Source organism: Bacillus sp. MUM 116 (genome assembly GCF_001866655.1).
Classification (GTDB): domain Bacteria; phylum Bacillota; class Bacilli; order Bacillales; family Cytobacillaceae; genus Neobacillus.
The window spans coordinates 24,432-47,349 of the sequence record NZ_MLYR01000045.1 but is presented as its reverse complement, the minus strand read 5'-3'; the positions used below and the strand labels follow the sequence as shown (position 1 = coordinate 47,349).

The window sequence follows — 22,918 nt, the reverse complement described above, 5'->3', positions numbered from 1 at the left end:
CATCCCACCTCACTTGTTTAGCATTTAGGACCACCGGCAACATAAATAACCTGCCCACTGACAAAAGATGTTTTTTCATCGGCAAAGAAAGCAACCGCATTGGCAATATCAGCTGGCTTTCCGCTCCTGCCAACAGGAATTTGAGACACACTGGCCTCGACCAAAGTCTCAAATGGAATCCCGATTCTTTCTGCAGTTGCCCTGGTCATTTCTGTTTCAATAAAACCTGGTGCTACTGAATTTGCCGTGATTCCGTATTTACCAAGTTCAATCGCCAAAGTCTTGGTAAAACCCTGTAACCCCGCTTTGGCTGCTGCATAATTGGCTTGACCGCGATTGCCAAGCGCAGAGGTAGAGGAAATATTAATAATCCGGCCGTATTTCTTTTCTACCATGTATTTTTGCACAGCCCGGGTGGCATTAAAAGAACCTTTTAAATGAACATCCATCACCATCTGCCAATCGGAATCCGTCATTTTAAACAACATGTTATCACGAATCACGCCCGCATTGTTGACAAGAATATCAACGGAACCGAATGTTTCATAAATCTCTTTAACTGCTGTTTCCACCTGCTCGGAATCAACCACATTTGCTACTTTCGAATAAACCTCATATCCCTTTTCTCTAAATTCACTTGTTGTTTCATTTAACGCATCTTCATTTAAATCAATTATGGCAACCTTGGCACCCTCTTCTGCAAAAAGTTCAACAATTCCTTTTCCAATCCCGCGGCTTCCTCCTGTTACAAATGCGACCTTCCCTTCAAACCTTCCTGCCATATTAAAAACCCCTTCCACCATTCAAATCTATTACTCTTTTTATTTTACTATGATAAAAAGAATTCTTACAATTCTTTCCTATTAAACATATTGTCCTATTTTTACATGCCCCTTAATCAAGTTTCTAGCAATAATCATCTTCTGAATTTCATCTGTGCCATCATAGATTCTCCAAAGTCTTGCTTCTCGGTACCAGCGTTCGATTGGAAGTTCCTTTGTATATCCCATGCCTCCATGGATTTGCAATACGCGGTCGACAACGCAGTTGCCCATATTTGAACCATATAATTTGGCCATCGACGCTAAATGGCGATTGTCTTCCCCTTGGTCCAGTGTGAACGCTGCATTTAATACCAGCCATCTCGCTGCTTCAATTTCAACCGCTGAATCCGCAATCTGCCACTGGATTGCCTGCCTTTCAGCAATCGGCTTGCCAAAGGTAATCCGCTCTTTAGAGTAATCAATTGCCATCTGAAGTAAGCGCTCCGCTGCACCGACTGCTCTTGCACCGACAATCCATCTGGCAAACCCGATCCATTCAAGCCCGATATTGTAACCTTTATGAAGCTCGCCAAGGATATTTTCCTGCGGCACACGGACATTTTCAAAGACTAAGCCGGCTGGTCCCCATTCTCCCATTGTATGTATATATTCGGATTTCCAGCCCATTTCTCTGTCGACAATAAAACAAGTAACCCCTTCACGCCCCAATGTCTTTTGATGGAGCTCCGTATCAGTAATCGCAATTACCATTACAAAATCAGCTTCATTTCCACCGGTGATAAACGTCTTTTCCCCATTCAGCGCCCATTCATTGCCATCTTTTACGGCAGACATTTTTATATTTCTTGTATCAGATCCGGCACCAGGCTCGGTCATTGCAAAACAGGATTTCTTTTCACCATTTATGGTTGGAATTAAATATTTCTTCTTTTGTTCTTCGTTACCATAATAAAGGATATTATCGGCAGAACCGCCAAACTGAAAAGGCACAAAGGTTTTGGAAACTTCCATTAATACAATTGCCATCATCATTTGGCCAAGATTGGCGCCTCCATATTCCTCCGGTGTATTGATTCCCCAAAAACCCGCTTCTTTCGCCTTTAATTGCAGTTCTTTCAGCTTGCCCGGCGGAAGGCTGGGCCTGCCCTCTCTTTCATTTCTGAGCACATCGTTTTCAAGCGGCATTAATTCTTTTTCTACAAATCTTCTAATTGTTTTTTGCACCATTTTTTGTTCATCGGTAAGTCGTAAATGCATACCATTCACTCCATTCTAATTCATAGAATCTTTCCTATTACCAAAAAAATAATATGCAAATTGCCCCTAAAACATACCCACCGGTTAGTATGCTAGCTTAATTTTATTCTGAACCTTCAGATAACACAAGTTTTAATTTGCAAGATTTTAATAAAAGGCTGTGTTAAATTTGACTGTTGATTTCCGCTCCAATCAACATGGTTAAAAAATCAATAATGACCCTTAACACAGCCTAATAAAAAAGTCCCTTGGCTATTTTTTTTCGAGGAACTTTTTATGCATATCTAGATAATTTATGCATGGTTAAATAAAATTTTTTGGTTAATTTTTATAAAAGCTATTAAAAAACGTGATGAAACAAACTTTTTCCATAAAAAATTATTGTTTGTAAGTTTGGTATGAAAATTGCAACTATTTATAATAGTTAAATATTTATCAATACAGTTAGGAGGTATCGGAATTACTGGCTTTCCACGGTTTCTTAGGTTTTTATAGATCTTTAAATTAGCTGAAATGAAATCGCTTTCAGAAAAGTAAAAAATAAAGTGCTTCAAAGGAGAGTTGATAGTATTGGAGAATATTAGCCTTAAACGATCACTTGGACTCTGGGCCATTGTTGGCCTTGGTTTAGGTTATATGACACCCACGATTGTTTTTGATACCTTTGGGATTGTGTCGGAAGAAACAAATGGCGTTGTCCCTCTTGCCTATTTAACAGCACTGCTAGTTATGCTGTTTACAGCGATTAGTTACGGAAAGATGGTAAAGGTGTTTCCTAGTGCTGGTTCTGCTTATACGTATACGAAGGAAACCATGAGCCCCCACCTGGGATTTTTAGTCGGCTGGGCTGCGCTTCTTGATTATATCCTTCTTCCAATGGTCAATGCACTCATCATCCGTATTTATATGGTATCTGTTTTCCCTCATGTTCCTGCATGGATTTGGGTAGTCACCTATGTTGCCATCGTAACAGGTATTAACGTGTGGAGTATGGGAAAAACCTCAAGCTTGAATTCATTTCTGGTCGTTTTTGAAGTCGTATTAATTGGAGCCTTTATTGTTCTTGCTTTTATTAAGCTTTCTCAAGGAATGGGTCAAGGAACCATCTTTACAACAGAACCACTTTTCCATTCCAATATCCACCTCGGGCATATTTTAACAGGGGCAACAGTGGTATGTTTTTCTTTCATTGGTTTTGATGCCGTCACCATGTATGCGGAGGAAGCCAAGGATCAAAAAACACTGCCGCGTGCGATTATGCTGACTGTTTTTATCGGCGGAGCCATCTTTTTTGTCTGTGGTTATTTTGCGCAAGCCTTATTCCCGAATGTTTCGAACTTCAAAGTTACCGACGATACATTGCCTGAGATTGGCTTATATGTTGGAGGAACCTTATTTAAATTGATTTTTCTTGCAGGAGCATTTGCCGCTACTGTTGCATCAGGACTTGCCTCTCATGCCAGTGTATCCCGTCTTTTATATGTTATGGGACGAAACGGTGTCCTGCCGAAAAAACTTTTTGGTTATGTACACCCAAAATTTAGGACCCCAGCCTTTAATGTCATCCTTGTTGGCGTTGTTTCACTTCTTGCGATCGCTCCAAGCCTAGAGCTCATTTCTTCTTTTATTAATTTTGGGGCCTTAATTGCCTTTACATTTGTCAACTTATCTGTCATTGCTCATTTTGTGTTCCGACAAAAGAGATACAAAACCGGAAAAGATATCTTTGCCTACCTCATCATGCCAATTCTTGGGGCAGGTTTAACAGGAATTTTATGGTATAACCTTCAGAAAGATGCTCTCATTGGGGGAATCGTCTGGGTAAGCATCGGGTTTGTCTATTTATTATTCCAAACGAAGTTCTTTAAAGTAAAAATTGCAAACTTAGATTTTGACGAGGCGGAACGAACCACAACAATATAAGGAGAAACAGAGGAACAGTTTTTCGCTGTTCCTCTGTTTTTATCTTTAAGAACTAATTTTGTATGCAAAAAAGAGTAGATTATGCAAAATTTCATAAAAATTGAAATCCTACTGCTAATCAAATAGTCGTTTTTTGTAGAAATTTCACGGCTATATTTATCGAAACGATAAATTATTTATTTTGGCACGAAAATTGCAAATATTTTTAACAGTTACATTTTATTTTAATATAGAAGGGGGCATATATGAATTGTTGAATAGCGAGGGCTTCTATCTCTAAAAAGCTTTCGAACTATAATTTCGCAAAATGAAACGGCTTTCATTTGTAATGACAATTACAGATGGTAGACGAGCATTGGGGGTTGTTAATATGGAGAATGTTACACTTAAGCGTTCACTTGGACTATGGGCAATTGTCGGGCTTGGCTTGGGTTATATGACGCCTACGATTGCATTTGATACATTTGGCATTGTATCTAAAGGAACAAATGGGGTTGTTCCGCTTGCCTACCTTACAGCTTTAGTCGTGATGCTATTTACTGCCATTAGCTACGGAAAAATGGTCCAAGTATTCCCAAGCGCTGGATCGGCGTATACGTATACAAAGGAAACGATGAGCCCTTTCTTGGGATTTCTTGTCGGGTGGGCCGCATTGTTGGATTATATTCTACTTCCAATGGTAAATGCATTGATTATTCGAATTTATATGGTATCGATTTTTCCAAATGTGCCTGCATGGGTTTGGGTCCTCATTTGGGTGGCAATCTGCACAGGATTAAATGTATGGAGTATGGGAAAAACCTCAAGCTTGAATTCAATTTTAGTTGTTTTTTCCATTATTTTAATGGTGGTCTTTATTGTACTCGCTTTTATCAAATTTTCTCAAGGAATGGGTCAAGGTACTATCTTAACAACGGAACCGCTTTTCCATGCCAATGTCCACCTTGGTGCTGTTTTGACCGGTGCTACTGTCGTATGCTTCTCGTTTATTGGATTTGATGCCGTTACGATGTACGCGGAGGAAGCAGTCAATCAAAAAATTATGCCGAAAGCAATTATGCTGACGGTTTTCATCGGCGGTGCCATCTTTTTCGTCACCGGTTATTTTGCTCAAGCATTGTTTCCGGATGTTTCTAATTTCAAAAATACAGATGATACACTGCCTGAAATTGCCTTATATGTAGGCGGCACACTTTTCAAACTTTTCCTTGTTGCAGGGGCATTTGCAGCAACGGCTGCCTCCGGACTTGCTTCCCATGCTAGTGTATCGAGACTTTTATATGTAATGGGCCGCAACGGTGTCCTTCCGATAAAGCTATTTGGCTATGTCCATCCTAAATTTCAGACACCAGCTTTTAATGTTATTCTTGTAGGGTTCATTTCTATGTTGGCTATTTCTCCAAGCCTGGAGTTAGTTTCGTCGGTTATCAACTTTGGAGCTTTAATTGCTTTTACATTCGTTAACTTATCGGTTATTGCTCATTTCGTGTTCCGCCAAAAAAGATATAAAACGGCAAAGGACATTTTCTCTTATATCATTATGCCGTTAATAGGAGCAGGATTAACGGGAATTTTATGGTCAAATCTGCACGCAGATGCCATTATTGGCGGTATTGTTTGGTCATTAATTGGAATTGCCTATTTATTCTTTCAAACAAAAGTTCTTAAAAAGAATATTACAGTTTTGGATCTTGAAGAAGCGGGTTAATGTGGTAAGTGAAGTTACAAATCAATTAAATGAACCTAAGAAAATAGGAATGATCCCTTCTCGCAAACTGGTTACAAAAAAAATGATCCTTGAGTATGCCAATAAAACTAAATATTAATCGAAAAGCCGCTTGGAAATTGAAATGCATCCATGCGGCTTTTTATTTAAAGGAAAGGCTCTTTTTTAAAAGAATGTTGTTTTAATAATAGGTTTTGATAGGAAAACTGTTGATAAAGAAGGTTGATTGGAACGGAAGGTGCGAGACTCCTGCGGGAGTAGCGGGACAGGTGAGACCCCACAGGAGCAAAGCGACGAGGAGGCTCACCGCCCGCCCCGCGGAAAGCGAGCATCCTGGAGTGGAAATCAACCACTCTATTCATTAGCATCAAACTTTACGAAAACAGCCAAAGGAAAAACCTTTACCTTTTTGTAATCATTTTTAACTGATTAGATACCAATGATTTTTTAAAATTTATTATGATTACCATGTGGAAAAAATTGAAATGAAAGTAGGGATATTCATGTTAAATGCTTCAATCAAGAAAGGTTCATTTTTAACAGCTTTTGTGACGGCGGTGCTACTCTTGTTCTCTTCTATGATTAGTGTAAATGCTGAGGCAGCCCAAACGAAAGGGCAAAAAGTTGTATCTTATGCGCAAAAGTATGTAGGAAGTCCATTCAAATATGGCGGTACCAATCCAAAGCAATTTGACGCTTCCGGTTACACACAATATGTTTATAGAAATGCAGTAAATATTAAGATTCCTAGAACAAGTGCCGATCAATATAAAGTAGGTAAAAGTGTCAAATTAAACGAATTACAGCCTGGTGACCTCGTATTCTATAAAACCAACGGAAAATCGGTTTCATTTGTGGCCATTTATATTGGCGGTCAAAAGTTTATCGGCGCTACCTCCGATGGTGTAAAAATTCAGTCCATGAACCTTTCATACTGGAAAGAAAAATATGTTGGCGCTAAAAGAGTGATAAAATAACTGCTTCTTTGTTAAGATGATGAAAAAATTTTTAAAGCAAAAAAAGGTTAGGGATTTTTTCTACTATGTTGTATTCGTGATTCTTAGCATTCTCGTTGTAAATTTCCTATTTTATTTCATCGTCTGCCTATTTATTCGGTATTTATAAAAAGCTTGGGGATTTACCCCCAAGCTTTTTATCATTATTAAAATGCACCGGGATTTGAGAATATTCTCCAACCGCTGTTCGTTTTTTGGAACCCAATATGGATCACTTCATAAGAATAACTGTCACCTAGCGGAACTTTTATATCAAACTCTTTTTCTTCCCCATTATCCTTTTTCTGCACGACTTTTGCCAAATCATAGTTTAACATTGAACCCCCGTCAGCATTCGGCTGGACGAGTCTGCCATTATGTTCAAGAATATTTTCCTTTTTAATAAAGGTTTCAATAGCATCAAATGTATAGGATTTAGATAAATAATTGAACAGTTTTGTTTTCGTTTCCAAATCAGAGCCAAGATAGCGGTACTCCATATCATTGAGATGGAAGGTATCGATTTTTCCATCCTTCATTTTTCCCCCGCTCAATACATACCAATATCTTAAGGATGCATCTTTTGCCATTTGAATGACATTTTCATTTTGGAGGCTGTAATACTCCTGAAATTCGGCACCAATTTTAACACTGGCAATCATTTGTTCCCTGCTGGAAATGGCCTCTTTAACAAGCCTGGTTCCATCATCACTCACGTCTTTTCCTCTTCTTATATAATAAAGATGATTTTTAGTCTCACCAACTTTTACCAAGTCAGAATCTTTACTAACTGCTGAAAGGTCATTTGTAAAAATTTCGAAGGAAAATAAGCATTTTTGCCTTTTTTGATCAGGAGAAAATAAAACTGAAACGATATCACTGTTATTTTCGCCATGGCCGCCTTTCGTTGTAATAAATGGGGCGAGATTAGTAGGAACACGGAAGGAAAGATTTGGGTCATGATATTCAATTAAAACGGTGGAATCTTTATTTTTTGTCAATTTTTTATCGATTTCTTCCTTTAACTTTAAAAAGGTACTATAGGACGGAACCACAGTATGAAGCTTCATTCCTTTTCCAAGTGCAGCTAACGCCAGTTCCGGATGATTTGCCTTTAAATGTGCATCCGCTAAGTAATACCAATAATAAGCTGCATCAGGAACCTCTTCAGTTCGATGTTGATAATAATCGATCACCGTATGGAAATAGGTTGATTCATGCACTTTATCCACATCAAATAAAGTCCCCGTCCATTTTAATAGCTGAACCTTATAAACATCTGCAAGATCACGCTGCCAAATCGCAAGAACTGTCAATGAATCATTTTTAAACTGGAGGGCCTCTAGTTCGTGATAGTTTAACTTCTGTAACTTCACCAGTTTGTTCTTTTTCCAGGAATAGATTTCTAAAGTATTCCCTGTAGAAACAACGTCCTGCCAGCCGATTAAAAGATCCATTCGCTTGTCTCCTGTTACATCAGCAGTATTGGCCCAGTTCACTGCGTATCCCGTTCCCTTTTTAATAAAGATTTTTCCCCAATCATTTTTATCTTTTTTTAGCACAAAAAATCCAACTTGGTCTTTTCTGCTGGTCGAACTATAGAAAACAACCAATTCGTTTTTTCCATCTCCATCTAAATCAACAGGGTGTACCGAATCAGCCCCAACAGGACCATTCGGTACCAAAAAGGTTGTACCTTTAGGCAAAAACTTTGAGGCAATTGTAATAAAATTATCACCCTGCTCCGTTTCAATCGCTTTCACATGTTTCGGAACCTGAATGAGACTTTCAGGCTCCGGAAAAAGATTGCAGCTGCTTAGCAAGAACATACTGATAGCCGGAACAACCCATTTTTTCATTTGGCTTCCGAACATAACATTCTCCTCTTATACTATTGAATTGGTAAACGAATTTCTGCTGTTGTCCCGTCTCCATTCCTACTTGATAACGAAAATTTTCCGTGATGAGCCTGAATAATTTCATCGACAATCGCTAAACCTAAACCGCTTCCGGCACCTTTTGATTTCCCTTTATAAAATTTTTTCTTCACCAGTTGCAGGTCCTCTTCAGAAATTCCTCTTCCTGAATCAATGACTTTAATGATTGCTTCTTTCCCTTTACTTTTAAGCATTACAATGATTGTTCCTCCATACGGTGTGAATTTAAAAGCATTATCCAATAGATTCATTAAAACCTGCTTCAAGCGATTTTGATCAGCAAGAACGGGCTCTAGTTCTTCGTCGATCTGCCCTGTAAGCTTGATTCCTTGTCTTTGTGCTCTTGGAGTCAGTTGATGAATCACTTGCTGTAGAAGAGGCGCCAATGTAACATTTTCAAACACCAATGGCAGTTTTCCTGAAGTTAGACTGGAGAAATCAAGCAAATCATTGAGTAATTGATTAAGCCGGTCACTTTCTGTGGAGATAATTTCCAGTCCATCACGGAAAAAGTCCTCTTCTGACATAGAATTTAATGTTACCGCCCATCCTTTGATAGAAGTTAAGGGCGTTCGAAGCTCGTGTGAGACAGATGCAATAAATTCATTTTTTAATTGCTCATGCTTCTCAATCTGTATGGCCATATAATTCAATGTGTCCGCGAGCTTGCCAATTTCATCTTCATTCTCCTTTTTAATCCTGGTTGCAAACTTCCCGGACGCCATTTGTTCCGCAGCTTTTGTAATGGCACTAATGGGCTTTGTAATCGTATTTGCCAGGAAAAAGCTAATGATTGCAGCCGTTAAGATAACAATTCCTCCAAATGATAGTAGGATAAGCATGTTTTTGGTAAACACATGGTTCAACCGTTCCATTGATGTGGTAAAACGAATCGCTCCGATCACGGTGCTTCCACGCTTTAGCGGCTGTGTAACATATAAAATTCGTTCACCATCTGCTGCATTTGTATCAAGGTAGCCGGTTCCACCTGATAACGCACTTTTTACGTCTTCATAGTCACCGATACTTTTTTGGTTATTTTGATGGGTATCGGCAATAATATTCCCCTTTAAATCAATTAATTGAACCTCTGCGGACACACTTAATCGATACTGATTCAATAATTTACCAGGGGCGTTAAGCAGCTCGTTGTTAATTAATTCCTTTTCATAATAGGATGAAAATAATCTGCCTTGGTCACGTAATGTTTGTTTAATTCCATCCACATAATACACCCTTAATGCGAACAGGATAATGGCTTCAAATAAGGCAACACTAAAGATGATCAGGACTAAATAACTCCAAACAACCCTTCGTTTAATCCCCTTTTTCATTCGGTTATCTCATTATTTTGAAAGCAGTATCCAATGCCCCAGATGGTTTTTAAAAATACAGGCTGGGACGGATCGTCCTCAATTTTTTCTCTCAATCTACGAATATGTACATCTACTGTTTTGGGGTCTCCGAAATAATTCTGTCCCCAAATTGCATCTAATAACTGATTTCTTGATAGCGGCTCATTAAATCGATCAAAAAAGAGTTTAATCAATTGAAATTCTCGCGCCGTTAATTTGACTAATTGGCCGTTTTTGTACAAGCGCTGTGTTTTCATTTCGAGAAGAAAGGGACCGGTTTGAATGAACGGGTCCGGCTGTTTTATGGTACGGTTTGTTCTTCTTAAAACAGAACGAATTCTTGCTACTAATTCTAATGGGTTAAATGGTTTCACGATATAATCATCAGCACCGAGCTCCAAGCCCATGATTTTTTCCATGTCCTGCCCGCGGGCGGATACAATCACAATGGGAAGTTCCGGATGACTTTCCCTTATTTTTGAGCAAATTTCGAACCCATCTATATCCGGCAGCATGATATCTAAAAGGACTAAAGAAGGAGTTTGTTCTTCGATCAGGACCAATGCCTTATTTCCTTCCCCTGTTTCCATCACCTCAAAATTTGACCGCTGTAAATTAAATGCAATGAGTTTCCGAATCGGGATTTCATCCTCTACTACTAAAATCTTTCCTTCTGGCATCGCATAAACCTCACAATTTACAAATTTATCCTTCTTCTATAATTTTACATATGAGGTAAAACAAAGCAATGATTATTTTATTTATTGACAAAATAACAACCCCCGCGACAACGAAGGTTCCAATTACACAATAAAAATTTATTTTTTATCCTGCTTTTTCTTTGTTACTTATCTCCTCCATTAAAACTTTTAATTGTTTTATAGCCCGATGCTGTGTGGTTTTTACTTTACTTTCCTTCCATCCTAAAACTTGTGCCGTTTCACAAATCGAAAGCTCCTGAAGAAAACGGAGAATAATCACACTCTTTTGGTCTAAAGTGCACTTTTCAAGGCATCTGAACATATTTTCAGTATCTACTTTTTGAAATGCAGACTCTTCAGGTGACATCGACTCGTCTTTAATTTGTTGTTCCCAATAGTCAAATTTGTCAATCATCCTCTGTTTCCAACCTTTATGTTTTCGAAAGGAATCAATGGCAACATTTCTTGCAATCGCAAAAAGCCAGGTTTTTTCACTGCTATCCCCCTTAAATTGTTTATGCGCTTTTATTACCCGAATATAGACTTCCTGAACAAGGTCTTCCGCTTGTTCACGATTATGAACCATGTAATATAAAAAATTAAAAACATCTTGATGATATTTTTTATATAAATGATTAAAGATTTCTTCCAATCATGCTCACTCCTATCACCATCACATACGGCAAAGGAAAACTCTTCCGTTTCATTTCATACTCCCTACAAATCATACTGTTTTTTCCAGAAAAAAGGGTTAAAATCCGGTAAAATCTTTTATTCTTCAATGTAACCAATTTGTAACCTTTTTTTAAAATATCTCATTTTCACTAAAAAAGTTTAAAATAATAGAGTTATCCAGATTTCCAGAATTGCATTATTCCAAAAGGAGCCAAAATCTAGTACTATAAAAAAGTAAGAAAATGTTTTTTAAACAACCAAAGAAAAATCACTTTCTGATAGAACTGGAGAAGTACATGAAGAAACATAAACTTGTGATTTTATATTTCATTTTTAGTTTTATTTGGATATATGGGACGAATTATTTAATTGAACAATTTCTCCCCGTTCATTTAATTTGGATTATTGAACGGCTAAAAGAAATCTTTTATGTGATTGTAACAGGGAGTGGGATTTATTTCTTTATAAGTAAAAAAGAAGAATTACACGCTTCCAAGGAAGATGAAAAACGTCTCTCCACCTTAATCAATTCAATGGTTGATTTTGTAAACTTTAAGGATGGAGAAGGAAAATGGATTGAAGCAAATGATTTCGGGTTAAAGTTATTTCAGCTTGAAAATGTTGATTACCGTGGGAAAAAAGACTCTGAATTAGCGGCCTTTTCGGATTATTATGCAGATGCCCTTCGCTATTGCGAAGTATCTGATGAAGAAACATGGAAAAATGGAACCGTGACCCGTTGTGAAGAGATCGTTTCAATCCCCGATGGCTCTATTAAAACATTTGATACCATTAAAGTCCCTTTATTTAATTCGGATGGTTCTAGACAGGGCCTGGTGATTATTGGCCGTGATATAACAGAAAAAAAAGACATGGCTAAGAAGCTTGCAGAGAGTCAGCAGCAATACAAATCATTGTTTGAATATAGCCCCGATATTGTTTATATGATGGACTTAAACGGAGTCATTTCCAATTTGAATCCGCAGTTTGAAATTATTACCGGCTTTAAAAGAGAAGAAATGATTGGTAAAAATGTGAAATGCATATTGCCAAAACGGTTCCGCCACCACCTAAAGGAATTTATCTCAACGGTTGTTGATGATAGTACCCCTGTAATTTATGAAATATATATCCCTCATGCCGAGGGGAATAGGATTACATTGCAAACGACCTCCCTTCCCATTGTCATCAATGGAGAAATTACAGGGATTATTGGTTATGGTAGAGATGTATCAAAGCTGAGACAAACTGAGGAACGGTTAAGAAGGACAGAGAAACTATCAGTCGTTGGAGAATTATCCGCAAGTGTCGCCCATGAAATTCGCAATCCGCTTACTTCTTTGAAAGGATTTGTCCAACTATTGCAAATGGAGGACCAAAAGCATCAATTATATCACCAAATCATGTTGGACGAACTTGACCGAATCAACCATATTGTTGGTGAACTATTACTATTAGCAAAACCACAGGTTCTAAAATTTACGAAAGCGGATATCCAAAAAATCATGTTCGATTGTATTTCGCTGTTAAACACTGAAGCTAGTCTTTACAATGTGCAAATCGAATCAGCATTTACCGAAGAGGAAACGCTTATGGAATGTGAACCAAACCAGCTTAAGCAGTTATTTATTAATATAGTTAAAAATGCCATCGAGGCCTCACAAAACGGAGGCACGGTTTGGGTTAGCATTGAAAAAACCAAGCAGGATCAGGTAACCATTAAAGTGAGAGATAATGGCTGCGGCATTACCAAGGAGAGACTGGCGAAGATTGGCGAGCCGTTTTACTCCTCGAAAGAAAAAGGGACTGGATTAGGATTAACGGTCAGTTTCAAGATTGTTCAGTCACATAAAGGAACCATTACATTTGAAAGTCAAAAGAACGAAGGAACGCTAGTCACCATTGTATTGCCGTCAAATCCCAAAAAGGCAAAATTATTCAAAAGTTTGCAAACTCCAAACCTATAATTGTTTTTTAAGAAAAGCGCAGGCGCCTTGATTAGCCCCGAAAAGCACAAGACAAGTCGGCCGAAAGGTTGTTCTTTAACCTTTTGGGCGGATTGGCTTGTGACCTCGAGGGGCTAGGCGCCGGAGTTGGACCATTCTCAAAGCAATTTATAAATTCTTATATTACATACAAAAACAGCCATTCGTAACCTAAATGGTTGTTTTTTTAATTTACATTCAGCTCAGGTGTTTTCTTGCTGTTTCGAAAATATGCAATAATGAGCAAGCTAACAGGAATGATTATTTGAAATGGCCACTGTAAATAGATTGGTACTACAACCAGTCCTTCCTTAATGTGCTCAGCATATGTGGAGGCGATGGTTACAGAAGCAAACAAAACAATTAGGCCGATTGGAAACGAGAGCTTCTCCTTCTGTTTAAATTGAAAGATATCTGCTGCACCCGTAACCGCTGCATAAAAAAACAGTGAGACTTTAAAAAAGCCGCCAATGATCAAGTAAAGCATAAAAAGAACATCCAGCCGCTCAATAAAATTTGCCAGTTGAATTCTCGAGACAGTTGATAACAATGGAAAATTAGAGCGGGTATAAAGATCCGCCCCAATGGTCGAAATCGTAATAATCGCGGTAATGGAAATATTAATCCCGCTTAAAATCATCCCCCCAACGCAAACAAATTTCACCTTTTTTGGTTCATTAACAAACGGAAGGATCATGGTGAAAACAATCATTTCCCCAAAAGGAAAGGTAATAGTTTCACCAAGAAACGCTTTAATAACAGGTTTCCAGCCATTTTCAAGAATGGGCTTGAGAAATTCAAAATCAATCAAACCCGAAAAAATAATTAACAAAAATCCCCCGATAGCCATAAAGTAGACAATCGCAAAATAAAGCTGGGCTACCCTTGCGATTACTTCCAGCCCTTTATGAATTCCATATATAATGGTCAGAACCAATAATGTGTTGATGACAAATAACGGTGTATTTGTATAAACAGTTGTTACCAAAAGTTCACCGAAATCTCGTAATACTCTTGCCGCTAGGTAGATGAAATAACTGATATATAATAAACCAATAATTTTGCCAGGCCATTTTCCGATAATTTTTTGCAAATAGCTTGTTAAAACTAAATCTGGATAAAATAGAAACAGACGATAGTAAACGAAAAAGACGAGTAAACCGCCTGTTAATCCGAATAAAATGGCAATCCATGCGTCCTGTTTTGCCCCTCCTCCAAGCCCAAAGAGAATCGAACTACCCATTTCAAATAGAACAACAAGGGCGAAAAGCTGGGTTGCATTTATTTTGATCTTTTCCATTTACTCCATTTCCCCTTTTCAAAGGGTTATTTTGTTAAATTATCCCAGAATGGGTTCACCCGTATTCCTTCACGTCTTACATAAGAGTCGACCTTGACTTTTACTTCAAGCTCAGGAAAATGATTTATCCAATCGTTTTTTACTTTCTTCCAATAAGTCGGGTAGGTTCGATGGATGACTTCACCGAAGCCAATCACATCACTTTTTTTCTTCTGGACTGCTTTTATTGCTGCTTGTATTTCCTTCTTAATTTCTTTTTCAACTTTTTGATCAATTGTTTTAATCACTTCTGGATTTGTCAAATCGATCGTAGTATTCGCTTCACTTATCCATCCCTCGTTTTCAACCAATACATTGATCACAGGTTTTCCATTTTTCATGATTGCTGAGACATTCGTTTTCGAACGAATCGGTGCGATGGTTAATGCAGCTTTTTTGCCATTCCAATTCAAATTTATCGCTGTACTTTCTGCCTTGTTTAGCAACCATACCACTCCGCGGGCGTATTTCTGATCAACCCAGCCACGTAATTTTCCGCTTTTAAAAATGGCAAGTCCATCGGCCGAAGGTATAGCGTCAGCCTTTGTTTTTTGAAGAATATCCGCTTTCCCCACCTCATCTTTATTACCAATTAGTTTTATTCCGTTTGCAACTGCTTGTTTTCCACTCGATACTAATGAGGCCAAGATATCATCGATTGTGATGTGCATATTTTCTCCCAGCGTTTTTTCAGTTCCTTTGATTTCTTTCGTAATCTTATTTACGGGGAGTTTATCTAGAAGTGACAGGGTTGAAATCACATCCTCTGCCGAAGAATGCCTTGCAACCACCAGCTCCGTTGTGGTACGAAATTCCGGATCGCGGTCCAAGGCATCCATTATATCGAGGAAATCCGTTTTTGCAATTTCCTCACTTACAACAACCAAATTCGTGTGAGCATAATATAGACGCCGTGATATTTGCTTTGTTAAATTTCTTGCACCTTCTGTTACTGTATTACCAGCAGTTTTATATACGACAATCGGCAATCCCTGACCACCGCCGCCCTGTCCTAATGAAACATTTCCCGGGTTCACAATTTGAACGGATAAATGAAATTTTTTATCCTCTCCCCGATCAACACCCATCGCCATGACAAATGCTAAATCCGTCAGCTCTTTCTGATTCCAGCAACCAGAGACAATTGGAAGAAACATGAGCAATAGAAAAAAAAACAGCAAACATTTTTTCATCATTGTTCACCATTTGTTCCGGTTTGGTTATTTTTATCAGGCGGACTTGGCTTTTGATTTTCACCTGTTCTTGCCATATTTCCTTTACTAATAAACATCGGTCGATTTTTCATTGCCCATATTGGGAAGCGCAAAAATACATCCTGCTGATTTCGAATATTAAATGGGGCTAATGGCATCATATATGGAATCCCAAATGACCTGAGTGAACATAAATGGATACTCATAAACATGATCCCTAACATAATTCCATAAAAGCCTAAAATGGTGGCCAGGAACATCAGTATGAAGCGGATTAACCGAGCAGCAATTGCCATTGCAAAGCTCGGGGTCGAAAAGTTGGCAATCGCTGTAATGGAAACCACAATCACCATTACTGGAGAAACAAAACCTGCTTGAACTGCCGCCTGCCCAATAACCAAAGCACCAACGATAGAAACGGCCTGCCCTACTGCTCTCGGAAGTCTCAGGCCCGCTTCCCTAAGTATTTCAAAGGTAACCTCCATAATCAGGGCTTCAACAAAAGCAGGAAATGGTACGTTTTCCCGTTGTGCTGCAATCGCAATTGCCATGGTGGTCGGTATCATTTCCTGATGAAAGGTTGTTGCCGAGATATAGAGTGCCGGTCCCATAATCGCGATGAAAAAAGCTAATATCCTTAACAACCGAATCGCAGTAGATAGGTCAAAACGAGAATAATAATCATCCGGTGCCTGAAAAAATTGAATAAATATCGCCGGGACCGTCAAAACAAATGGTGAACCATCAACAATTAGCGCAATTCTCCCTTCTAGTAAATGAGAGGTCACCACATCCGGTCTTTCTACATGAAAGGTAGTAGGAAATGAAGTCCAAGACTGATCTTCGATCAATTGCTCAATATAGCCTGAACCAACAATCGAATCCATATTGATTCGATTTAACCTTTCTTTCACTTCGGTGACAATTTTTTCATTCGCAATCCCTTTAATGTACATAATGCCGACATCTGTTTGGCTAACAGTACCTATTTTAATCGTTTCAAGCCATAAATTCGGACTTTTTATCCTTCTCCGGATTTGTGCTGTATTTGTTCGTAATGTTTCTGTAAAGGAATCCTTTGGTCCCCGGATGGATAATTCCGTTGTAGGTTCAGAAATCGCTCTTTTTTCCCACCCCTTTGTCTCAACACTGATTGCCTGATTGTATCCATCTAGAAAAATAATCGTGTTGCCGGATAACAGAAATTCATAAACCTTGTCCCAATTATCGATTGCTTGGACACTTCCCAATCCTGTTGCAAAATTGAGCATCCATTCAAAGGAATTAATTTCCACTATTTTCGATTCTTCCGTTAATGCTTCAATAAAAAAATCGTTAATTGTATGGTTATCTGCTAAGCCATCCACATAAACGACAGACCCTTTTACTTTTGAAAAGCTAATTTCACGAAAAACAATATCGGTACTATCCCCAAATTCGCCCTTAATTCTTGAAATATTTTCTTGATAATCACTATTGATTGGTAAATTTTTTGGTTTACCTGGATCCAACATTTGGCGATAATTATCGTTTTGCCGCATTTTCTGTTTCTTTTTTAAAATATTGGTTAAAATTGACACAATCTCCGCCTCACTTAGAAATTATCTTATCAATAATTTCTCTAATATTGGGTAGATTGTCCAAAAATCACCAAATTATCCAAAGCTGTAATAGTATATACAATTAAACGGTACAAACAATATGTATATAACGATTATGTAGGTGAAGACCTTGAAGTTATTTTTTGTTATCATATTGTTAGCTGCATTTTCATTTTCATTAATTATTGGAATCGATATTTTGATGGGACTCGACAATAATGGTGTGATTAAAAAAGCGTTAAATCCATTTCGAGTTATGGAGCCTGCAGAATACATCATTTTAATCTTTTTTATTTTCTTTTTCCTCATTAATGTCCTTCGTGATTACCTAAACAAAAATAAGGGAAACAATCCGACTTCAAACTAACCCAAAAGCAGAGCTCAATGTAATGAGCTCTGCGATTTTGTTCTTATTTTTTTCCATTTTTCTGTAATAGAATGCATTCTTTTTTTCCATTTTTGTTTTCGTTCCAAATTCGGACCGTATAAATAACGATTCCATCCCCAATTAATCATTTCCTCAAGAACGATTAAAAATACTAGCAGACCCAGACTAATCCAAAGCCACATCTCGTAATCCCCTTTTTGACAGGATAATTTATCCTATTCAAAATAAAGGGAGTGCATCACTATGGATGGATTTTTAAATCAATGTAAAAACGGAAGCACCGATATTGCCGGCCAAATGCTGCCCTTTAATCGTAAATATTTAATTTGGATCTTTATAACTCATGGCACGATCACTATCCCCATATCCCTTTGTGGTTGGATCTTGAACGAGTCCCAGCAGAGATAAAATAACAAAGATGGCATTAATAAAGGTTAGTACTGAGCTTTGAATCGCTTGTGTCAGTTCAAAATGAATTAAACCTAACATATTTAATCCGGACAAAATCATTTGTAAAACAATCATAACCTGCGATACAAAAGCAAGAACCCAATGTTTATTTTTTAAACGGACCTTCCAGTTAATCATGCTTCCACTCCCTTCATATGTTGTCGATTGTCTTTTCTATAAACATATGCGGGGAAAACGAAATGGTTGTCCATGAAAACATGATTTTCGCAAATCACGACGCTAGACTCTATATTTCTCTTCTCATTGCCTTTAGCACATCTACTTTCGTTGCTCTTAGTGCAGGACGGTATCCGGAAATGATCGTAACTACATAACAGATGATTACGCAGATTATCGGCAAAATCAGCGGGATATCGCTAAAAATTAAATTTTCCGGTGGTTTTTGACCAAATGCCTGCTTAATAATTAGCGGGATTGCAAAATTGACGGTGTAACTAATAAGATAAGACACAACGGTCCCAATCACCGCCCCGATTAAGCCAATATAACTGCTTTCCAACAGGAAGATCCTCTTGATCACTTTTGGGTTTGCCCCAATTGCCTTCATAATTCCAATATCGGGTGCCCGCTCCGTAACCGCCATTGTCATCGTATTATAAATCCCAATTGAAGCAATTAAAATCGCAATAGTCCCAATAAAAATCAAACCTGCTTTTACAATTGTGAACATCATATTGACTTCTTTTAGTTCATTGACAACCGAATAGGTAGCATAGTTTTGCTTTTTTAATGTATCAACAATACCTTGGACCGCTTCCATGTTCTTTGCATAAATTTTTACTTCATCAAATGTATCCCTTTGCTGTTCCAAATCTTTTTGGTTGACCTTGCTGCCCGGTTCCAGAACAATCCCTTTCGGTGTTTTCGTAAAAACTTCAATTTCTTTCAACATGTCTTCTGAAATAAAAACACTTCGATCCTGATTCCATTCCTTAGTTGGCTTTTTAGAAATTCCAACAACTGTAAGTGAAATGGTTTTCGTTTGTTCTTTTCCATCGAAAAATTGCTTTACAGGCAGCTTAAGATTTTTTCCAATTAAATTTCCATTATAGCGATTCCCTTTTTTGATTTGTCCGTGTTTATCATAAATATCATCCCCAGCATCCTTTGAAACAAGATTAAGCGGAAAATCATAACCGACAATAATTTCATCTTTATTTTTTGGAAGCCGACCTTTCGACAATTCAAAACCCGCTTTGACTTCAGATGGGAAATGGGTAACAAATGTTTCTGTTCCTTCCTGATAATTTCCTATTGAAAAGGTACTTTCCTGGCTCAACATTTGCCTGCGTGTCACGGCTTTTACATTTTTAATTTTTTCAAAACCTTGAACATCCTTTATCGTTAGTTGACGAAACCCGCCATTATTACCAGTTTCTTTTCCGTGTACATCAATTTGCGTTACCACTCTTCGGCTCGTCACTTCGTCGACAACTGATTTTTGCAGTCCAAAACCAACCGATGCAAGGACAATTAAAAAAGCACATCCCATTGCCGTTGCAAGAATTGTCATAAACACCCTTGTTTTATTTTTTTTCATATTTTGCCGGACAAAGCGAAATTGATCTTTTAGTCTCATTGCTGCACCGCCTCCACCATTCTTCCATCTTTTAATTCAATGATGCGATGTCCGATTTCAGCGACTTTCTCATCATGGGTAATAATTAAGAACGTAATTCCAAGGTCTCTGTTTAATTCTTGAATAAAACTCAACAAATCCTCTTCGGTTTCACTATCAAGGCTTCCTGTTGGCTCATCTGCCAGGATAATGGGCGGGTTTACGATTAATGCACGGGCAATGCTGACACGCTGCTGCTGGCCGCCTGACAATTCGCCTGGATAATGGTCTTTATAGTCCAGTAAACCCACTTTAATGAGCATTTCCTCTGTTTTCTTTTTCCGCTCGTGTTCACTGACACCTTTTAATATTAAGGGAAGCTCAATATTTTGGAAGGCAGTCATACTCGGAATCAATTGAAAGCTTTGAAAAATGAACCCAAGATGCTGAATACGGAAATCAGCAAACTTGCTTTCATTGTAGTCCGATACTTTTTCATCAGATATCCAGATTTCTCCCTCTTTTGGATGAATAAATCCGCTGATCAAATTAAGTAATGTCGATTTTCCGGAACCGCTCCGGCCGACAATCGTTACAATTTCACCTTGCTCCACGCTAAAGCTTATATCTTTAAGAACAGGGATTATTGTCTGTCTCCCCTTTTTTCCAATCACAAATTCGTGACTTAAATTTTTAATGGTAATCATGATTTTCCTCCTGTTTTCCAGTTACTCCACTTTAATAGACGACAGCAATCCCCTTTCGCCTTCAAATTTTTTAAATATATTTTTTCACAGAGGAAAAATTATCGTATAATTGGTCTTTTTTTGTAAGAAAACTTATAATAAAAAAAGCAAAATTCCTTTGAAAGTTAGGAGATAAAATGGAAAAATTGCAACCTTATTGGGAAAAAATCAAACAATTTTGGAAAAAGCGACATTTTACACAAATAATTTTATTAGTTTTATTAGTTTTTGTTTTATTTACCATTCTTTATTTTGGCTGGATTGCCCTCAGAGCAAATGTAGAATCGTTAAAACAAGGGTTAAGCCAGCCAACCGTTATTTATGATAAAAACGGCAAGGTGGCAACGAATGTATTAACCAATCGGACACAAGGTATAAATATCGAAAAGGTTCCAAAATATATTCCGAATGCCGTTGTGGCGATTGAGGACGAGCGTTTTTATCAGCATGGCGGCTTTGATGTCAGAGGGATCGCCCGGGCACTATTCGGCAATTTATTATCCGGACATGTGACTGCCGGCGGTAGCACCTTAACACAGCAGCTCGCTAAAAACGCCTTGCTTTCGCCGGAAAGGACTTATAAGCGGAAGGCGGAAGAATTATTTTTAGCCGTGAAAATTGAAAAAGTATATACCAAAAATGAAATTTTGCAAATGTATTTGAATCAGGTATACTTCGGCAGTGGTGCCTGGGGGATTGGAAATGCCTCAAAAAAATATTTTAATAAGGATATTAAGGATGTTTCGATTAGTGAAGCAGCCCTCTTAGCCGGACTTCTGCATGCTCCGGACTACCTTGACCCATATAAAAACTATGATGAGGCCGTCAAACGTCGCAATGTAGTTTTGGCAAAAATGAAGGACCTTAATTTCATTACTGCTGAGCAGTACAAGCAGGCAATCAATGAAAAAATTGTTCTTCAAAATGGCGGCGGCAGCTTTGTTGACCGAAAATATCCATATTATGTTGATGCAGTTTTAAATGAAGCGATTAACCGCTACGGCTTAACTCAGGATGAAATCCTAACTCGCGGCTACCGTATTTATACCGAGTTAGATCAAAATATGCAGACAGGTCTAGAGAATATTTATAGCAAAGATTATTTGTTTCCAAGAAGTATGGGCGGGAAGCTTGCTCAAAGCGGATCAGTTTTGCTAGATCCCTCAACTGGAGGGGTTCGGGCACTTGTAGGTGGACGCGGTGAGCATGTATTTCGCGGCTTTAATCGGGCGACGCAATTAAAAGCACAGCCGGGTTCATCGATGAAGCCTCTCGCAGTTTATACGCCTGCACTTGAAGAAGGATATAATTATTCCTCCGAGTTGGTAGACAAGCCCATTTCTTTTGGAAATTATAAACCGGAGAATTTTTCAAGAACCTACAGCGGAAAGGTACCGATGTATAAAGCGATTGAAGAGTCCTTGAATATTCCAGCTGTTTGGTTATTGGATAAAATCGGACTTAATAAAGGTCTTGATTCGTTAAAACGATACGGCATTCCGGTCACCAAGGCAGATAAAAACCTTGCGATTGCTCTGGGCGGAATGAGTAAAGGGGTATCCCCTCAGCAAATGGCTGATGCCTTTTCAACTTTTTCTAACGGCGGGACTCGGTATGACAGCCATCTGATTACAAAAATTGTCGGACCCACTGGAAATGTGATTGTTGAACATAAGTCAGAAGAAACAAAAGTGACTTCCAAAAAGGTTACCGATGAGATGACATCGATGCTGTTAAACGTTGTAGAATCAGGAACAGGTCGACTTGCCCATATTCCAGGTGTGCAAATTGCCGGAAAAACAGGGTCTACGCAGCTTCCTTTTAGTGGTGTTTCGGGAACAAAGGATCAGTGGATGGTCGGATACACTCCAAATCTCGTTGGAGCGATCTGGATTGGATTTGACCAAACAGACAGGCAGCATTATTTAACTGGTTCAAGTTCTGTCAATGTTGTACCAATTTTCAAAGAAATGATGAGGGCATCGCTTCCATATGTTCCACGTGCGAACTTTGATGTAGTCTCTGTCAATGATCAGCTTGCTGGAAAGACACAAGCGAATCTGAATATGCAGCAAAAAGCGGATCAAATCAAGAAGGAATTAAATGCCAACGCTGAAAAAATCGGTAAAACCATTAAAGAAAATGCCCCTGTTTGGAAAGAAAATTTAGATAAGGTTCTTTACAAGGTCGGAAAAACGGTGGATTCGGTGATTCAGAAGATTCGTGGAGCTACACAGTAAAGTTGTAAAGCGCCCCCATGGT

General features: G+C 38.3%; 20 protein-coding genes. 7 read left to right on the top strand and 13 right to left on the bottom strand.

All coding sequences use genetic code 11. From position 1 onward, the window contains the following. Nucleotides 1-17: 17 nt before the first annotated feature. Complete coding sequence (locus BIV60_RS12465; protein WP_071356058.1) at nucleotides 18-782, bottom strand: beta-ketoacyl-ACP reductase; 765 nt, start codon at nucleotides 780-782, stop codon at nucleotides 18-20. Between the two features lie 81 nt (nucleotides 783-863). Then, the gene (locus tag BIV60_RS12460; RefSeq protein ID WP_071356057.1) at nucleotides 864-2,042 is read right to left on the bottom strand and encodes an acyl-CoA dehydrogenase family protein; all 1,179 of its coding nucleotides are present in this window, start codon (nucleotides 2,040-2,042) and stop codon (nucleotides 864-866) included. Nucleotides 2,043-2,612: 570 nt separating this feature from the next. On the opposite strand from BIV60_RS12460, the gene BIV60_RS12455 reads away from it, so the two are divergent. The 4 genes from BIV60_RS12455 (at nucleotide 2,613) to BIV60_RS12440 (ending at nucleotide 6,668) form a co-directional block, all read left to right on the top strand. Continuing rightward, nucleotides 2,613-3,965: an APC family permease gene (locus tag BIV60_RS12455; protein ID WP_071356056.1), complete on the top strand. Its 1,353-nt coding sequence runs from the start codon at nucleotides 2,613-2,615 to the stop codon at nucleotides 3,963-3,965. Nucleotides 3,966-4,335: 370 nt separating this feature from the next. Next, entirely contained in the window at nucleotides 4,336-5,673 is a 1,338-nt protein-coding gene (locus tag BIV60_RS12450) for an APC family permease (protein WP_071356055.1), read from the top strand. 1 nt (nucleotide 5,674) lies between these two features. Further along, the gene (locus BIV60_RS30960; protein WP_177177288.1) at nucleotides 5,675-5,791 is read left to right on the top strand and encodes a DUF2533 family protein; all 117 of its coding nucleotides are present in this window, start codon (nucleotides 5,675-5,677) and stop codon (nucleotides 5,789-5,791) included. 385 nt (nucleotides 5,792-6,176) lie between these two features. Then, on the top strand, nucleotides 6,177-6,668 hold the full coding sequence (locus tag BIV60_RS12440) for a C40 family peptidase (protein ID WP_256218404.1): 492 nt from the start codon (nucleotides 6,177-6,179) through the stop codon (nucleotides 6,666-6,668). 185 nt (nucleotides 6,669-6,853) lie between these two features. On the opposite strand, the gene BIV60_RS12435 is transcribed toward BIV60_RS12440, so the two are convergent. The 4 genes from BIV60_RS12435 to BIV60_RS12420 all read right to left on the bottom strand — a co-directional run bounded on the left by BIV60_RS12435 (nucleotide 6,854) and on the right by BIV60_RS12420 (nucleotide 11,331). Next, entirely contained in the window at nucleotides 6,854-8,560 is a 1,707-nt protein-coding gene (locus BIV60_RS12435) for a DL-endopeptidase inhibitor IseA family protein (protein WP_071356053.1), read from the bottom strand. Between the two features lie 17 nt (nucleotides 8,561-8,577). After that, entirely contained in the window at nucleotides 8,578-9,957 is a 1,380-nt protein-coding gene (locus tag BIV60_RS12430) for a HAMP domain-containing sensor histidine kinase (RefSeq protein ID WP_071356052.1), read from the bottom strand. Further along, entirely contained in the window at nucleotides 9,954-10,658 is a 705-nt protein-coding gene (locus BIV60_RS12425; RefSeq protein ID WP_071356051.1) for a response regulator transcription factor, read from the bottom strand. Before BIV60_RS12425 ends, BIV60_RS12430 begins: the two co-directional genes overlap by 4 nt. A 145-nt stretch (nucleotides 10,659-10,803) precedes the next feature. After that, nucleotides 10,804-11,331 (bottom strand): RNA polymerase sigma factor SigX, encoded by a 528-nt coding sequence (locus BIV60_RS12420; protein WP_071356050.1) that lies wholly within the window; start codon nucleotides 11,329-11,331, stop codon nucleotides 10,804-10,806. 319 nt (nucleotides 11,332-11,650) lie between these two features. On the opposite strand from BIV60_RS12420, the gene BIV60_RS12415 reads away from it, so the two are divergent. After that, complete coding sequence (locus tag BIV60_RS12415; protein WP_071356049.1) at nucleotides 11,651-13,321, top strand: PAS domain-containing sensor histidine kinase; 1,671 nt, start codon at nucleotides 11,651-11,653, stop codon at nucleotides 13,319-13,321. A 205-nt stretch (nucleotides 13,322-13,526) separates the two neighbouring features. On the opposite strand, the gene BIV60_RS12410 is transcribed toward BIV60_RS12415, so the two are convergent. Genes BIV60_RS12410 through BIV60_RS12400 form a run of 3 tightly spaced genes read right to left on the bottom strand, consistent with a single transcriptional unit; the run spans nucleotide 13,527 to nucleotide 17,433 of the window. Beyond that, the gene (locus BIV60_RS12410) at nucleotides 13,527-14,639 is read right to left on the bottom strand and encodes a GerAB/ArcD/ProY family transporter (RefSeq protein ID WP_071356048.1); all 1,113 of its coding nucleotides are present in this window, start codon (nucleotides 14,637-14,639) and stop codon (nucleotides 13,527-13,529) included. Nucleotides 14,640-14,665: 26 nt separating this feature from the next. Beyond that, nucleotides 14,666-15,871 carry a Ger(x)C family spore germination protein gene (locus BIV60_RS12405; RefSeq protein WP_071356047.1) on the bottom strand — a complete coding sequence of 402 codons (1,206 nt, stop codon included), beginning with the start codon at nucleotides 15,869-15,871 and terminating at the stop codon, nucleotides 14,666-14,668. Further along, complete coding sequence (locus BIV60_RS12400) at nucleotides 15,871-17,433, bottom strand: spore germination protein (RefSeq protein ID WP_071356070.1); 1,563 nt, start codon at nucleotides 17,431-17,433, stop codon at nucleotides 15,871-15,873. The genes BIV60_RS12405 and BIV60_RS12400 overlap by 1 nt, the downstream gene beginning before the upstream one ends. A 190-nt stretch (nucleotides 17,434-17,623) precedes the next feature. On the opposite strand from BIV60_RS12400, the gene BIV60_RS12395 reads away from it, so the two are divergent. After that, the gene (locus tag BIV60_RS12395) at nucleotides 17,624-17,860 is read left to right on the top strand and encodes a YczF family membrane protein (protein ID WP_071356046.1); all 237 of its coding nucleotides are present in this window, start codon (nucleotides 17,624-17,626) and stop codon (nucleotides 17,858-17,860) included. A gap of 14 nt (nucleotides 17,861-17,874) precedes the next feature. Here the strand turns inward: BIV60_RS12395 and BIV60_RS29135 are convergent, their stop codons facing one another. The 4 genes from BIV60_RS29135 to BIV60_RS12380 all read right to left on the bottom strand — a co-directional run bounded on the left by BIV60_RS29135 (nucleotide 17,875) and on the right by BIV60_RS12380 (nucleotide 20,617). Further along, complete coding sequence (locus tag BIV60_RS29135) at nucleotides 17,875-18,063, bottom strand: hypothetical protein (protein WP_141770458.1); 189 nt, start codon at nucleotides 18,061-18,063, stop codon at nucleotides 17,875-17,877. A 139-nt stretch (nucleotides 18,064-18,202) separates the two neighbouring features. Continuing rightward, the gene (locus tag BIV60_RS12390) at nucleotides 18,203-18,469 is read right to left on the bottom strand and encodes a phage holin (protein ID WP_071356045.1); all 267 of its coding nucleotides are present in this window, start codon (nucleotides 18,467-18,469) and stop codon (nucleotides 18,203-18,205) included. A 109-nt stretch (nucleotides 18,470-18,578) separates the two neighbouring features. After that, the gene (locus tag BIV60_RS12385; protein WP_071356044.1) at nucleotides 18,579-19,931 is read right to left on the bottom strand and encodes an ABC transporter permease; all 1,353 of its coding nucleotides are present in this window, start codon (nucleotides 19,929-19,931) and stop codon (nucleotides 18,579-18,581) included. Then, nucleotides 19,928-20,617 (bottom strand): ABC transporter ATP-binding protein, encoded by a 690-nt coding sequence (locus tag BIV60_RS12380; RefSeq protein ID WP_071356043.1) that lies wholly within the window; start codon nucleotides 20,615-20,617, stop codon nucleotides 19,928-19,930. Before BIV60_RS12380 ends, BIV60_RS12385 begins: the two co-directional genes overlap by 4 nt. 176 nt (nucleotides 20,618-20,793) lie before the next feature. Between BIV60_RS12380 and BIV60_RS12375 the strand changes: the two genes are divergently transcribed. Continuing rightward, entirely contained in the window at nucleotides 20,794-22,896 is a 2,103-nt protein-coding gene (locus tag BIV60_RS12375; protein ID WP_071356042.1) for a transglycosylase domain-containing protein, read from the top strand. Nucleotides 22,897-22,918: the final 22 nt, after the last annotated feature.